This window comes from Lactiplantibacillus sp. C232 (genome assembly GCF_023806725.1).
Classification (GTDB): domain Bacteria; phylum Bacillota; class Bacilli; order Lactobacillales; family Lactobacillaceae; genus Lactiplantibacillus; species Lactiplantibacillus plantarum.
The window spans coordinates 341,221-355,271 of sequence record NZ_JAMSKZ010000001.1 but is presented as its reverse complement, the minus strand read 5'-3'; the positions used below and the strand labels follow the sequence as shown (position 1 = coordinate 355,271).

Genomic DNA, 14,051 nt, shown 5'->3' with positions numbered 1-14,051 from the left:
CCCTATAAAATTTTCAAGAAGATCGACGCAATAATCACTGACGCCACTGAGACGGTTGCAAAACCGCCCACTAACATTTTAGGTAACATCTGGTCTAGTAAATATTGCTTTTCCTCCGCAGTCGATCCCATAATTTCGGTCACTTCATGGGTGACGATATAGTCCGCGGGGAAACCAAATAAGGCAGTCAATGCACTTGCAAAAGCCATTTCGCGGCTAAATCCCAACGGTCGCGCCAATAAGCTAGATGCAATCCACATCCCTAAAACACCAAGAACGATCAACGTTACAATCGGGATCAAAATACCACTTAACATGCTGATTTTAACAATGTTTAGATTGGCAAAAATATAAGCTAGCAGACCATACATCAGCCAGTGAAAGACGCCCGCTTTCTCCAACACCGCATCTTCTAAAAAGCCCAACTGATGCGCGATAACACCAAACACTAAACAAATGATGTACTGATTAACCGTGCCATGGGCTAACTGGGCAGTCCATTCAGCCAACCCAGTCACAGCAGCGACTTTAAATAACATAAAAGCTGAAGTATCATAAGCGGCCGGTAGTTGCCAATGCCGTAATTGAGGTTGAACTGATTTCACCTTCGCTGGTACGGTTGGTAGCGGGCACACTGGTAATTGCGCCGTTGTTTGAACTGTCGCACTGGTGGCAGAATCAGCGGTCGCGACCGTGACGTCTACATGTCGGACTTGCAATAGTCGGCGACTCTCCCGTTTTAGCATCCACGCGGTTAGCGGATAACCGAGCATGCTGTGCATGACAAACATTGCCACCGGAAACGCCACAAGTGCGGTAATATGTTGGGCCTTGAGTCCAGCTGTCATCAGAAAGGCAGCCACTAACCCACCCGTCAACGGGGGCACACTGGCAACGATCGTGTGCCAATCAAATAAAAGACGGCCAATTCCCATCGTGAGCACCACTGTCCCAACCACGCCACTCAGGGCAATCACAACTGCGCGCCACTGTTTTAACAACAATTTCAGATCCATCAACGTCCCCATATGAACCAATAAAACGGCTTGGGTAATTTGAATAAAGGCAGTGCCAAATGAAGCAGCAGGGACAATGTTTTTGGGAACAATTGTCCAAAAACCCACTAGAAATAAGAGTGCCGTAATAAATACGGATGGAACATAGGCCCGACTGCGCGTGGAAACCCACTCGCCAAGCATCATAAAACCCATGACAACCATTAGAGAAAGAATTGCTACCATTACCATCACTTCCATTAGCTTAATTTACGATCGGCTTTTTCTAATCGTATTATCATAATCTAACAGAAAGCCAATCGTAAAACGAGCCGTTCAATCAGATTTCGTTTAAATCTAATCTCATTCGCAACGACACAAACGATTCTAAAGTATCGCACCTAGTTCCGATAAGATTCCAAATACTAGATTGACTGAACTAACTAAGCAAATTTCAATCAAAATTTAAATCCATGGGACAATGGACTGGGCGTTCATAAATAAATTGACGCCCCAATCGACCATCTATGCGGCGATGCGTATCAGTGAAACCATGGGTCAGGTATAAATGTTGCGCCACATGATTGGCATGATTGACCGCTAATAATATTGTTTGAATCATCGGATAATGACTGGCAAGATAACGTGGTAATTCGGCAAGCGCGTCAGACGCAACCCGCTGATGCTTAAAGCGATCATCAACAGATAAAGCTCGCAACAAAATCGTATTCACTTCCGTTTCACCGTAACTGAGCGGTCCTTGACCAACATGCAAACAGAAAAAGCCCACTAATTGGTTGCCATTCATAATCATAACGGCCGTTCGTTCTAAATCAGATTTGCAAGCACGAATAACTTGTTGTGGCGTCGCCGTGTACATCACATTAACCAGTTGATACTGTTGTATTTGCTTCAGTGCTCCCCGTGTCGTCGAATAACGTACTAATTGAATCATGACCATCACACTTCCATTTGACCGATTTAGCACTTAGTGTAACAGTCCGTGGTCATGACTGGGAATTTTAATAATTCAATTGTTGAATTGACTAACTGGCGCTCGATTCAGCCTGCACTACTAATCCACCACAAAAACGGCATCGGAAAAACTGCCCGATGCCGTTTGGTGATATTCGATTAAACCAGTTAATTTCAAATACGATTCAAGTACTTCATGGGCGCAATAAAATCTTGCCAGCAACTTGCCCGGTCTCAAGGGCCCGGTGCGCAGCGGCTCCTTCTGCTAATGAATAGACTGTCGCTGGTCGTATCGTCACGCGATGCGTGAGCACATCATCAAACAATTGATTGGCACGGCACTGACGAGCAGCCGCGCTGTCCAAATAATCCCATAAATCACCAGTCATCAAACTCTTGGATTCGGACATTAGCTTGACTGGATCAATTACTGGTGGATTGCCAGCTGCCATGCCATAAAAAATGACCCGCCCACGGTGCTTGGTAGTCGCCAGACTAACTGGTAGTGTCTTACCGACCCCATCAAATACCGTATCAAAAAAATTATGATGGGTCGTGTCCCAAGGATCATGGCGCATAAAAACGGTGGTTGCGCCAGCTTGATAGGCCAATTCAGCTTTCGCCGGTGTTGACGCCACACCATAAACAGCCACCTCATTGGCCACGAGCAGTTGCGTTAATAGCTGCCCAACACCACCGCTGATGCCATGAATCAAGACTCGATCGTGCGGTTGGTTTTGTGCCAAGTCATGGACTAAGAACTCCGCAGTCATGCCCTGCAATCCAATGCTAGCGACCTGCTGATCATTGATTGCCCGTGGTACTTTAATCGCCTGATCAGCTGGAACCGCGACAAGGCTAGCGTTGGCAAACGGCACGTCAACGAATAACACCCGATCACCGCGTTTAAAATTCGCCACTTGCTTACCAACTGCCACAACCGTTCCCACGCCTTCATAACCATCAATGTACGGTTGATGCTTTTCCAAATGATAGGTACCACGACGACGATAAATGTCGGCAAAGTTGAGCCCGATATACGTTGTTTTAACCAATACAGTATTTGCAGTAACGATTGGGTCCGCCACCTCACCGTACTGTAGGACCGACGCATCGCCAAAATCATTAAAAAATAATGCTTTCAACTAATCACCCGTCTTTTCTAACAAATCGTCAATACGGCCCGATGCTGTTACCAACGTCAAGAAACGGTGGTTCCAAATCCGATCTTGATAAAAATCAATCGTTTGTTGCGCACTCATCATGGAATTGGCCGTCGTTGTCGTCAGCCCCCGAACCATTTCGAGGTGGTAGCCTAACCCATGAGCCATTTTAACCGTCGTATCCACACAAAACTCGACTTGCGCACCACAGATTTCAAGTGTTTGACATCCAATCACCGTCAATTGGGCTTGTAAATCCGTGTGATAAAAAGCGTTGGCGTGCGTTTTCTGGACCACAATATCGGTTGCTTCAATTGGCAACTCTGGTATCATCTGCCAATCGGCAGAACCAGTGACTAAGTCAGCATCGTGATGTTGCACAAACACGATTGGCTTATTTTGAGCCCGATAACTCGTAATGCGTTGTTGAATACCCGCAATCACGGTTGCCAAATTGGTAACCGGTTGGGACCCGCGACAGACACCAACTTGCATATCAATAATAATCAGTACATCCGCCATGTTGACCCCTCCGTAAATTAATTTAACTGGCTTGGTTAGCGTCAACTATTATTAACGACGCCCACAAAGCAGTAAGCTGTTTTTAGACTAGCACATTATCCGAGCGTTTCCCAGCATTTAATCGAAGTAGCCCGGCACAACAACATCGTAACAAATAAGATCAGTCAACTGTATCAGCCGTGCGACCATCCAATGCGCGCCGCATCCGTCGCGTATAGTCCCTTAAGACTGCTGTCGCTGGTTGGTGCGTCGCAATCAAATGCACGACTGCACTACCAACGATGACCCCGTCCGCAATTTGTGCCATGGCCTGGGCCTGAGCTGGCTCATGGATACCAAAACCAATTGCGACAGGTAACGTAGTCGCATGGCGAATCTTCGCCACCAGTGTTGCTAAATCAGTCGTGATGTGTCGCCGGGTCCCCGTGACACCTAGTGATGATACGACATAAATGAAGCCCCGCGCCTGCTGGGCAATCGCTGCGATGCGTGCATCATCACTCGTTGGCGCAATCAATGGAATCAAAGCAATACCATAGTGGTCTAAGGTTGGTCGAAGTTCACCAGAGGCTTCTAGTGGCATGTCGGGAATAATCAAGCCTGCGACATTCAAACTTTGACACTGCTGGGCAAAGGCAGCATAACCAAACTGATAAACAATGTTCGCATAGGTTAAAAACACGAGTGGAATAGTTGTCTTCTCTCGAATTGCCACCACCAATTCAAAAACGCGTTGGGGTGTGATGTGTTGGTCAAACGCACGGAGATCAGCGGCCTGAATTTCGGGACCATCAGCCACAGGGTCTGAGAACGGAATGCCAATCTCAACGAGATCACAACCCGCTTCTGCTAACGCAACAACTTGGTCAACTGTCGCTTCAAAATTAGGATCACCGGCCACTACAAAAGCAATAAACGCCTTATGATTTTTAAAAATTGTTGTTAAATCAGTCATCAATTGTCACCCCTCGATACTTTGCAATTGCCGCCACATCTTTATCTCCACGACCGGATAACGTACAAATAATAGTTTGGTCACGTCGCATCGTTGGTGCTAATTGTTGTACGTAGGCGACTGCATGGGCACTCTCAATCGCACAGATCACCCCTTCGACCTTAGCAATCAGTTCAAATGCTTGTACTGCTTGGTCATCGGTGATCCCCACATATTGCGCCCGGCCACTCGCAGCCAGGTAGGCATGTTCCGGTCCGACGCCCGGGTAATCCAGCCCAGCCGAGATTGAATAGACCGGGGCAATTTGTCCGGCTTTATCTTGTAAAAAGAGTGACTTCATGCCATGGAAGATACCAGTCCGACCACGTTCAATCGTCGCAGCCGTCAACGGCGTTTGAACACCCTTACCCGCTGCCTCACAGCCAATCAGCTCAACTGACGTATCATCAAGAAAAGCCGCAAAACTTCCAATGGCGTTACTGCCGCCCCCAACACAAGCCACGACGGCATCCGGCAAATGACCTGTTTGGTCCAGGATCTGCTGTCGGGCTTCTACACTGATGACACTTTGAAATTCATGTACCATCATTGGAAATGGGTGTGGTCCCGTTGCAGAGCCCATGATATAAGCTGTATCATCACAGCGCCGCGTCCACTCTTGTAAGGCCGCATTGATCGCATCCTTTAGCACCATTGAACCAGTCGTGACCGGGTGGACCTTGGCCCCTAATAGTTGCATCCGGTAAACATTCAATGCTTGACGATCCGTGTCTTTCTTACCCATAAAGACGTCGCATTCCATCCCGAACAAAGCAGCAATAGTTGCAGTTGCGACCCCGTGCTGTCCAGCCCCAGTTTCAGCAATCAATCGCTTTTTGCCCATCTTCTTTGCCAACAGTGCCTGCCCCAAGACATTGTTAATCTTGTGCGCACCCGTATGGTTCAAGTCCTCACGTTTAAAATAAATCTGAGCACCACCTAATTGATCTGATAATCGTTGTGCATGGTACAACAACGATGGCCGGTTCGCATAGTTATTCAACAAGTCAGTCAACTCTTCTTGAAACTGCGCGTCCTGTCGGTAATGTTGAAAGGCGCGATCCAACCGCTGTAGCTCGGTCATTAATGTTTCTGGAACGTACTGACCACCAAAGTCGCCGTAACGCCCCGCCTGTGATTGATTTTTAATCATACTAATTCCTCCTAATTTCTGTTAATAATGGTGTTGACACGCCCGTTTGGTGCGCCCGTTGGACCATCAGATTGATTTTTTCACGGTCTTTATTGCCCGCCGTCTCGACGCCACTAGCCACATCGACCATTGCCGGGCACACCTTGTTGATTGCCGTTACGATATTCGTCGGTGTTAAACCACCAGCCAAGATAAACGGCCGGACGGGACGCTGTGATTGTAATTGATTCCAATCCAACACCTGTCCACTACCTGGACGGGCATTATCCAATAATAAGTAATCCGCTTGACATTGCGTAGCATTCGCTGGCGTCATCGCTTGAATCACCGGCACATGGGCGGCCATTAAGGACGCAATCCGAGGATCATCGACGGTAGCGTGTAGCTGGACCACCTGAATAATGTGCTGTTGCACGAGAGCTAAAATTTCCGATAATTGATTAGTTGTAAACACGCCAACACGCCGGATACGCGGATCTAATTGCTGTGACAGTTGGCGCGCGGTCGCCATCGTAATCCGTCGTCGTCGACCGGGGGCAAATACCATCCCAATTGCGTCTGGGAGCGCTTGATTAACCATCACGACATCCGCTGGTTGCATCAAACCGCAAATTTTAATTTGTGTCATCCACGCACCCCCGCCCGCAGTTGTCTGACAGCTTGCTGCTTATCTGGCGCACGCATCAACGTTTCGCCGACTAAAATAGCGTCAAAGTCGGCGGCCGCCAACGTTTGTACTTGCGTCGACGTTTGAATGCCAGACTCGGCAATCACATAACACTCAGCCGGAACCGCTTGCCGCAACTGGCGACTCGTTGCAAAATTGACACTGAAATCTTTCAAATTCCGATTATTAATGCCAATAATCCGGGCCCCAGCCGCCACCGCTTGCTTAATCTCAGCCGTTGTATGGACTTCAACTAGCGCACTTAAATTCAGCTCATGAGCCAACGTAATGAAAGCCTGCAGTTGAACCGGTGTTAAAATAGCAACAATCAATAAAACCGCACTAGCACCAGCAATACGAGCACTCGCAATCTGACTAGCAGCTACAATAAAATCTTTACGTAATGTGGGTACCGAGACCGTTTGCGCAATGGCTTGTAAGTAAGACAACTGTCCTTTAAAATACCGGGGTTCGGTCAACACTGAGATGGCATCGATCCCAGCAGCAACATAGTCTTGCGCAATCTGTAAATAGTCAAACTCAGCCGCAATCAGCCCCTTAGAAGGTGACGCCCGCTTAACTTCACCAATAAGCTGTAAGCCCGGCTGGGCCAGCATTGCTTCAAATGATAAAACGGGGGTGGTCATTTTTCGAGCTTGTTGAATGCGCTTCACACGCTCCCTAACTGGTACCTTCTGAACCCGTTGCTGACTCGCCTGGACGAGTTGATCTAAAATCATGAGGCCATCACCGCCTGACTACTCTGAATTAATTGGGCCAACTTAGCCGCGGCCGCTCCTTGATCGATTGTTTGCTGGGCCAACTCAAAAGCGGCCGCTAGATCCAACTGTGGCTTGGCAATATGCAACGCCGCGGCGGCATTCATCAACACCACGTCACGAGGGGCCCCCGGTTCTCCAGCGAGTACTGCTCGCGTGATGGCGGCATTAACTTGGGCACTACCACCAATAAGAGCCGCATGGTCACAACGCGTCAGTCCAAACTGTTCAGGCGTCAGGGTTCGCGTTACTTGCTGCCCATGATTAATTACGATCACATCCGTAGGGGCTGCCGCTGAAATTTCATCTAAGCCGTCCCGGCTATGCACGACCATGGCATGTTTAACACCTAAACGCGTCAACACTTCGGCTAATGGGGCCATCAAAGCTTGCCGATATACCCCTAGTAGTTGCATCTCAGCATGAGCTGGATTGGCTAAGGGACCCAGTATATTAAAAATGGTTGGAATCTTGATTTGTTGCCGGGCCGGGGCGACGAATCGCATCGCCTGATGATATTCGCGCGCATACATAAAGGCAAAATTGGTCCGCTCTAGCAATGCTAGACTCTGAGCAGGTGTTAGATCGATTTTGATACCGAGTGCTTCTAAAACATCCGCCGCACCACTCTTGGACGACGCCGCACGATTGCCGTGCTTGGTCACTGGTACACCCGCAGCGGCGACCACTAGCGCAGTGGTCGTCGAAATATTAAACGAATTCGACCGGTCACCGCCCGTCCCAACGATTTCTAGCGTGGGCCGTTTAACTTTAAAAGGTAACGCCTGGGAACGCATCGCAGTTGCTGCACCAGCAATTTCATCGATAGTTGCCTTTTTGATGGCTAAGGCGGTCAAAAAGCTCCCAATCTGTGTGTCGGTGGCCTGACCTTTCATAATTTCCGTAATGACTTGTTGGCTCATTGTAAAGTCTAGATTTTCTTGGTTAGTGAGTTGTGCAATCGCTGTTTCAATCATAAGTATTCCTCCACTCTCGTCTGCTTAATGTTTAAGTGCTAAAAAATTACGGATCAGTTGCTCACCAACGGCGGCTGGCGTCATGATTGATTCTGGATGAAATTGAACGCCGTACAGCTGACGGCCCACATCTTCCACTGCCATGATTTCCTGATCATCGCTTGTCCCAATGATTCGAAAGTTAACGGGCAAACGGCCCGCATCAGCTACCAACGAGTGGTAGCGCGCTGCCATGAACTGCATCGGACAATCTTTAAATAGTGATGACGGCTGCACGTGCATTAACGTGGCTTGCCCGTGAACTAAATGCTGGGCGCCTTGCAGCGAACCGCCAAAAGCGGTGACCATCACTTCTAATCCCATACAAATCCCCAATATGGGGACCTGACCAGCTAATTGTTGCACGACTTGTGGACTAACTCCCGTGTGGGCTGGCGTCCCCGGCCCTGGTGATAAAATGATATGGTCAGGTTGTAATGCCTTGATTGCAGCAACCGTCAAATCGTCATTTTTAATGACCCGTACATCGGGCGTCAGACGACCAATTAGTTGATACAAGTTATAAGTAAAACTGTCATAGTTATCAATTAATAATTCCATCTTTAACTCGTCCTTTCGCGTCTTGTACTGCATTAACGATCACTCGTTGTTTATTCTGGCACTCCTTAAATTCTTGAGCGCCGATACTGTCAGCAACAATGCCCGCACCCGCTGGAATCACTAACCGTTCATTCATCCGGTAGGCCAGCCGGATGCCAATCGCCATGTCCAAATTACCGTTACAATCCAAGTAACCAAAACAACCACCATAAACACCCCGCGGCACCTGCTCATAATGATTAATCAGGGTCATTGCTTCAATCTTAGGCGCGCCAGCTAACGTCCCAGCTGGAAAAGTAGCGGCAAGCACTTGGAGTGCTGTAGTAGTCGGCGCCACTTCTGCGGCCACCCGAGACCCTAAGTGCATGACTTGCGAATAACGAATTAATCGCCGTAAATTAGTCACCCGGACACTTTTAAACTTTGCAACTTGTCCTAAATCGTTACGTCCCAAATCAACTAACATATTGTGCTCGGCAATCTCTTTAGGGCTGGTTTGTAATTCATGAGCCAACTGCTGATCCTCGGCAGGTGTTCGACCACGGCGTCTCGTCCCGGCCAATGGATACGTCGCGATTTGTTCCCCATCCTTCGTCACTAACGTTTCTGGTGAGGCCACCGTCATTTCGAAATTAGCCTGTTTAAAATAACAGGTATACGGGGCCGCTGTTTTTTGAAGTTGCTGATAAACTGCCAGCAATGACCCGCTCATGGTCCCCAAACATGGATTAGCATATATCATTTGGAAAATATCACCAGCGTAGATGTGTTGGCGAATTCGGTCAACCTGACGCGCATAGGTCGCTTGGTCCAGTTGCATGTGTAATGGTTGCTGCAAGTCAAATGGTGGCAAAGCTATTGATTGCTGCAATTGTTCAATAATGGCGGCTAACTGTTGCGTTAGAGCCGTTTGAGTCACGGCGTAAGTTGCCGCTAAATCCGCAGTTGGAATCAGCTGTGTCAACCCAAGCTCATGATGTCAATGATCATAGACGAGCACACTCGTAACTAAGAATAAACCTAAGTCATCGAGATCTGCGGTTGCTGGTGATTTCAAATGCAACTTGGGTACAAATTGTTGAACATACTCATAGCCGAAGTACCCTATCAAGCCCCCCGTAAATGGTGGTAATCCTTGAATTCGTGGTGTTCGATATTGGTTTAGAATGGCTTGGAGTGTCTCATTAGCTGGTCGTTTGTGCTTGGCTAGTTGCCGGCCCGTGAGACTTCGCTGTGGTTTAAAACTAAAATAGCTATATCGTTGGTGCCGATCAATCGTCAGCGCGAAACCGTTCCCCATCTGGTGGACAATTTTAGCAACCGCAATGGGGTCAAATGTGGCGAGTGGTCGTTTGACCATCACTGGTACGTAGGGATAACGATCCTGATAAGGAATCAAGGTTGGTAATGTTGGATTCATATTGAACCACTCCTCATTAATAAGATAGTTTTACTTGAGTTGTGGTTAATTGCCATCGTTGCTGCATTGAACTGCCCCCTATCAAAAAAATCCGTCCATGACTAATGACAGTCAAGGACGGATTTTTCCGCGGTACCACCTTGGTTGGACACCAAATTACCCCATTCAGGTTAGACTTGGGTCCCAGCTTAGCGAAATGCAAACACATTCCCGGGAATTGACGGCTCCCTATCGTCGCGAGGTAGTAGAACAAAGCTGTTCGTTAGTCGCGCCCTCAGTGGTCCATTTAATAATTTGCGTTCGATCGCACTCTCAGCAACGGCGACTCTCTTTACGGGCATCATTATCTTGATCTCCACTTCATCGGTTTCATGGACGAATATTAAGTTGTCATTAACATTAAAACTCAATGAGCAATTTGTCAACACTTTTATCTTAATTTAATATTATGTGACTGTGAAATTAACACTTATTAGTCAAGTTGCTGCCAAAAAGTCTTGTAGTAATGCCAGACCAAACCAGCAGAAATAATTCCGACGCCAACTAATACAATGATATTAATCAGCATAGCTGCCGCCGCGAACAGCTGAATCAGCACACTATAGATCACAATTGTCAGCACACCCACAATACTGCAGGCCAACAAGTTAAGCATCAAACCAAGATTACCGCCGCCCCGATTAAACAATTGGGTCACATTAGTCCAATTCGTCAGCCGTAGCTGATAATCACGCTTAAAGTAATGTTGGGCAGCTAGGTACGTCCCCCAAGCAGCGCCCAATATTAGAGCCAAATCTAGGGCTAATGGTGCTCGCCCAGCGATACCCACCACTAGAACCATCACGCCATTAATCATGATCTGGAACCAATAACCCAAGTAAAACTTTTGTCGTAAGTAACGGGACATTGGGATTGGCAGTGCACGCACAAAGTCAAAGTTCATTTTATCAAGTGAAATGAGATTACCGACTAATGAGGTTTGATTAACATTGACGATCGCACCGGCCATCCCACTGACAAACCAGACACCGAGCCAGTTCAGCGATAGCCGACTAAAATTAGGAGCGGTCCCCGAAAAGAAAACGGTCCCGACTAAAATCAATGGCAGCAGGATTGAATCTGTGAATAATTGTAAGGCTAAACTGGGTTCTTTCAGTAACTGAAACTGGTAGGTACGCAAAATTTTATTGCGGTTATGTTGTCGTGAATGTCGACGCGGTGGTGTTGCCACTAACACTGAATTGACTTGCGTAAGCTGTTCCGCTAAGTGGGTCAAAACAAACCGTCCTGTCAGTGCGAATAAAATCAGCGAGATGACAATTAAACTCGCCCAGGTTAGCAAACTCGTCATTGTCAACGGCGTCGTGAAAACTTTAAAAATCGGTATCAATAGGGGTAATGCTGCGCGGTCAACCTGCGTTCCGGTGTCAGATGATGAGCCGCGATTCATGAAGTAGAGCCCGACTAGCACTAAGACAGCGTTAAGGCCTAACATGACGTTCATCACCATTTTTTGATGGGCGCGAAACACGGTTAGCTTGGTTAAGCCAAAAACTATTAGGGCGCACAAGCATAGTAACAGACTCAGTATTAGGCCATACATCAAGACGGCCATCAGCACGCCTAACACCACAAAGATTCCTGCCCGTGTTGCGGTCATGATAAAAATTAAGAGTAACGGAATGGTAAAGGGTACCGTGTTGAATATCACGACCAAAATCTTACTCATAAAAATTTCTTGATTGCGGAAAGGTAACGGTAAGTATTCAACAAGATCATTGCCGGCAAAAAAGACGTTATAAATACCCGAGATACTCTGTGAAATTCCCAATAAGATAAATAACGCCACATAGAACGTAAACATGCCTGGCAACTTGCTAAAATCAAAGGCCAACATCGTCAAGCCATAAATGCCAAGAAACATCAAAGCATTCAAGTAAAATTGCCGCATTAGCTTCTTACTCAAGGCTGGCCCCGAAGCGCCCTTTTTACGTAGCCGATCCGTTAGTTGCGGATTCAACAACCTGAGATTAACAGCCAACAAAACACGCAACTGACTTTTATGCATCATGCTCACCCTCCAGCGCATCGACAAGGTGATCATCCGTCAACCGCCCGGCCATTTGTAAATATATCGCCTCAAGTGATTGTTGCGGATGTTGAGCTAGTAATTGTTCAACCGAACCGGTATAAATCAATTGCCCCTGCTTCAAAATTGCTAATCGGTCACATAACTGCTGCGCCGTATCCAGATTGTGGGTGGAAAAAATGACCGTCTTGCCTTTGGCAGCATGGGCCTTCATCAAATTTTTTAAATCAAAAGCAGCTTGGGGGTCTAACCCTTGCAGCGGCTCGTCTAAAATCCAAATATCTGGATCGGGAAGCAACGCCCCAATCAAAATGGCTTTTTGCCGCATCCCGTGTGAATAACTAGCCATGGGTTCGTCAACGTGTTCAGTCATATCGAACAGTGACACCAGCTGCTGTCGCCGTTGCTGAACGGCTTCCTCTGATTGCTGGTAAGCGGCAGCTATCAAGTCCCAATATTCCATCGCCGAAAGTTGAAGAAAAATATCGGGTGTGTCCGGTACGTAAGAGATCTTTTCTTTGACGGCTTGTCGTTGCTGTTCAAGGTCTAAGCCATCGACCGTAACCGTGCCACTCGTCGGTTTAATGATACTGACTAAGTTTTTGATCGTCGTTGATTTACCCGCCCCATTGTGGCCCAGCAAACCGAAGATTTGTCCTGATGCGATGGTTAAAGTAAGCTGATTCAATGCTGTCTTATCCCCATAACGTTTTGTTAATTCGTGAATTTCAATCATGTGATTATCCCCCTAGTCATCAGTTACGGTTTATTATACCGGAATCGTCTGAAAATTCGAAACCGGAGCGGTACGTTGCTCATTGATTAACGCTTCTGTCGCCAATGACTAGTTCCATCATGAAACTAACGATTTCACCGATCCAGAAGCATCAGTTAACCTCAACTTCTAGGGCAAGTTTCATCAGACTGTTGATTAAAAACATATTGCAACCAAGAACCGTTAAATCACCTGCCCCCAAGATACTTATGATTCTAGTTCGATCAGGGACCGTCTTATTTTTAATAATTGTCATATACAAGCAAATCATTTAGGAATTTTCATCGCCATAAATCAAGCACAATTTATCCGCTGGCATTCCCATGTTAGGCCTTTTTGTTACTTACAATTCTGAAAGAACTCCACTAAGTCCAATTAAGAAGCTGGTACCGTTGCTGTAACGCCAAAAAGTTCTTCTCTGACAAGGCATCAGGCCCTCTCAAGGAAGAACTTTAATTTACACTTTGTTATTTAAATAACGGTTTTCCATCGCCTGGCGGGCAAGAACAGCGTCCTCAAAGTGCTGAAACGGTTTGTGTAACAGGTAGCGCCCCTTGTAGAAAAATGTCGCCACCCATTTCTGAGTATTGCTATCCCAGCTGACACCGATGACACCACTCTTATTACGCTTAGACATAATCTTTGACGGTAAATCAGTGTGATGATCATGAATTTTCAGATTGCTTAACCGCCCCATACTGGCAGCCGTTTTGGGATTACGTCGAATTAACTGCGACCGACTTTCTCGTGTCAAACACCCACAGCTTCTTGCTCGCCCATGCCGCAACGCGTACGAATCAGCTTTGGTCTGATTGCCACAGCGACACTGACACAACCAGAGGGCATTGCCATTTTTGGCAGTTCCACAACGTCTAATGACTGTTAAGCGGCCAAACTTCTGACCCGTGATATCGATTAAAGTAGTCATATTAACGCCTCCAT

The 14,051-nt window shown here is 47.1% G+C and carries 15 protein-coding genes; all 15 read right to left on the bottom strand.

Annotation, left to right across the window (positions count from 1 at the left end):
* Positions 1-2 precede the first annotated feature (2 nt).
* Positions 3-1,241 (bottom strand): hypothetical protein, encoded by a 1,239-nt coding sequence (locus tag MZO41_RS01750; protein ID WP_003644330.1) that lies wholly within the window; start codon positions 1,239-1,241, stop codon positions 3-5.
* A 208-nt stretch (positions 1,242-1,449) separates the two neighbouring features.
* Positions 1,450-1,950, bottom strand: a complete 501-nt coding sequence (locus tag MZO41_RS01745) for a GNAT family N-acetyltransferase (RefSeq protein WP_003644329.1) — start codon at positions 1,948-1,950, stop codon at positions 1,450-1,452.
* Positions 1,951-2,164: 214 nt separating this feature from the next.
* Positions 2,165-3,115: an alcohol dehydrogenase catalytic domain-containing protein gene (locus tag MZO41_RS01740; RefSeq protein WP_003640400.1), complete on the bottom strand. Its 951-nt coding sequence runs from the start codon at positions 3,113-3,115 to the stop codon at positions 2,165-2,167.
* Positions 3,116-3,655, bottom strand: a complete 540-nt coding sequence (locus MZO41_RS01735; RefSeq protein WP_003640399.1) for a cysteine hydrolase family protein — start codon at positions 3,653-3,655, stop codon at positions 3,116-3,118.
* A gap of 160 nt (positions 3,656-3,815) precedes the next feature.
* Positions 3,816-4,610, bottom strand: coding sequence for a tryptophan synthase subunit alpha (gene trpA / locus MZO41_RS01730; RefSeq protein ID WP_003640398.1), 795 nt, complete (start codon positions 4,608-4,610; stop codon positions 3,816-3,818).
* Positions 4,603-5,802, bottom strand: a complete 1,200-nt coding sequence (gene trpB / locus MZO41_RS01725) for a tryptophan synthase subunit beta (RefSeq protein WP_003640397.1) — start codon at positions 5,800-5,802, stop codon at positions 4,603-4,605. The genes trpA and trpB overlap by 8 nt, the downstream gene beginning before the upstream one ends.
* 1 nt (position 5,803) lies before the next feature.
* On the bottom strand, positions 5,804-6,430 hold the full coding sequence (locus MZO41_RS01720) for a phosphoribosylanthranilate isomerase (protein ID WP_003640396.1): 627 nt from the start codon (positions 6,428-6,430) through the stop codon (positions 5,804-5,806).
* Positions 6,427-7,209, bottom strand: coding sequence for an indole-3-glycerol phosphate synthase TrpC (gene trpC, locus MZO41_RS01715; RefSeq protein WP_003640395.1), 783 nt, complete (start codon positions 7,207-7,209; stop codon positions 6,427-6,429). The genes MZO41_RS01720 and trpC overlap by 4 nt, the downstream gene beginning before the upstream one ends.
* Entirely contained in the window at positions 7,206-8,225 is a 1,020-nt protein-coding gene (gene trpD, locus MZO41_RS01710; RefSeq protein ID WP_252129635.1) for an anthranilate phosphoribosyltransferase, read from the bottom strand. Before trpD ends, trpC begins: the two co-directional genes overlap by 4 nt.
* A gap of 24 nt (positions 8,226-8,249) precedes the next feature.
* Positions 8,250-8,825, bottom strand: coding sequence for an anthranilate synthase component II (locus MZO41_RS01705; protein ID WP_003640393.1), 576 nt, complete (start codon positions 8,823-8,825; stop codon positions 8,250-8,252).
* Complete coding sequence (locus MZO41_RS01700) at positions 8,809-9,789, bottom strand: anthranilate synthase component I family protein (protein WP_238326298.1); 981 nt, start codon at positions 9,787-9,789, stop codon at positions 8,809-8,811. Before MZO41_RS01700 ends, MZO41_RS01705 begins: the two co-directional genes overlap by 17 nt.
* Before the next feature lie 15 nt (positions 9,790-9,804).
* Entirely contained in the window at positions 9,805-10,245 is a 441-nt protein-coding gene (locus MZO41_RS01695; protein WP_238326299.1) for a hypothetical protein, read from the bottom strand.
* A 472-nt stretch (positions 10,246-10,717) separates the two neighbouring features.
* Positions 10,718-12,313, bottom strand: coding sequence for a hypothetical protein (locus MZO41_RS01690; RefSeq protein WP_022638009.1), 1,596 nt, complete (start codon positions 12,311-12,313; stop codon positions 10,718-10,720).
* Positions 12,306-13,070 carry an ABC transporter ATP-binding protein gene (locus MZO41_RS01685; protein WP_003640390.1) on the bottom strand — a complete coding sequence of 255 codons (765 nt, stop codon included), beginning with the start codon at positions 13,068-13,070 and terminating at the stop codon, positions 12,306-12,308. The genes MZO41_RS01690 and MZO41_RS01685 overlap by 8 nt, the downstream gene beginning before the upstream one ends.
* A gap of 496 nt (positions 13,071-13,566) precedes the next feature.
* Positions 13,567-14,037, bottom strand: coding sequence for an alcohol dehydrogenase (locus tag MZO41_RS01680; protein ID WP_003640388.1), 471 nt, complete (start codon positions 14,035-14,037; stop codon positions 13,567-13,569).
* Positions 14,038-14,051: the final 14 nt, after the last annotated feature.

Bases quoted from the DNA above. Each gene is read 5' to 3' on its own strand.
- MZO41_RS01750 (WP_003644330.1), bottom strand. From the start codon at position 1,241: ATGGTAGCAATTCTTTCTCTAATGGTTGTCATGGGTTTTATGATGCTT.
- MZO41_RS01745 (WP_003644329.1), bottom strand. From the start codon at position 1,950: ATGATTCAATTAGTACGTTATTCGACGACACGGGGAGCACTGAAGCAA.
- MZO41_RS01735 (WP_003640399.1), bottom strand. From the start codon at position 3,655: ATGGCGGATGTACTGATTATTATTGATATGCAAGTTGGTGTCTGTCGC.
- trpA (WP_003640398.1), bottom strand. From the start codon at position 4,610: ATGACTGATTTAACAACAATTTTTAAAAATCATAAGGCGTTTATTGCT.
- trpB (WP_003640397.1), bottom strand. From the start codon at position 5,802: ATGATTAAAAATCAATCACAGGCGGGGCGTTACGGCGACTTTGGTGGT.
- MZO41_RS01720 (WP_003640396.1), bottom strand. From the start codon at position 6,430: ATGACACAAATTAAAATTTGCGGTTTGATGCAACCAGCGGATGTCGTG.
- trpC (WP_003640395.1), bottom strand. From the start codon at position 7,209: ATGATTTTAGATCAACTCGTCCAGGCGAGTCAGCAACGGGTTCAGAAG.
- trpD (WP_252129635.1), bottom strand. From the start codon at position 8,225: ATGATTGAAACAGCGATTGCACAACTCACTAACCAAGAAAATCTAGAC.
- MZO41_RS01705 (WP_003640393.1), bottom strand. From the start codon at position 8,825: ATGGAATTATTAATTGATAACTATGACAGTTTTACTTATAACTTGTAT.
- MZO41_RS01695 (WP_238326299.1), bottom strand. From the start codon at position 10,245: ATGAATCCAACATTACCAACCTTGATTCCTTATCAGGATCGTTATCCC.
- MZO41_RS01690 (WP_022638009.1), bottom strand. From the start codon at position 12,313: ATGCATAAAAGTCAGTTGCGTGTTTTGTTGGCTGTTAATCTCAGGTTG.
- MZO41_RS01685 (WP_003640390.1), bottom strand. From the start codon at position 13,070: ATGATTGAAATTCACGAATTAACAAAACGTTATGGGGATAAGACAGCA.
- MZO41_RS01680 (WP_003640388.1), bottom strand. From the start codon at position 14,037: ATGACTACTTTAATCGATATCACGGGTCAGAAGTTTGGCCGCTTAACA.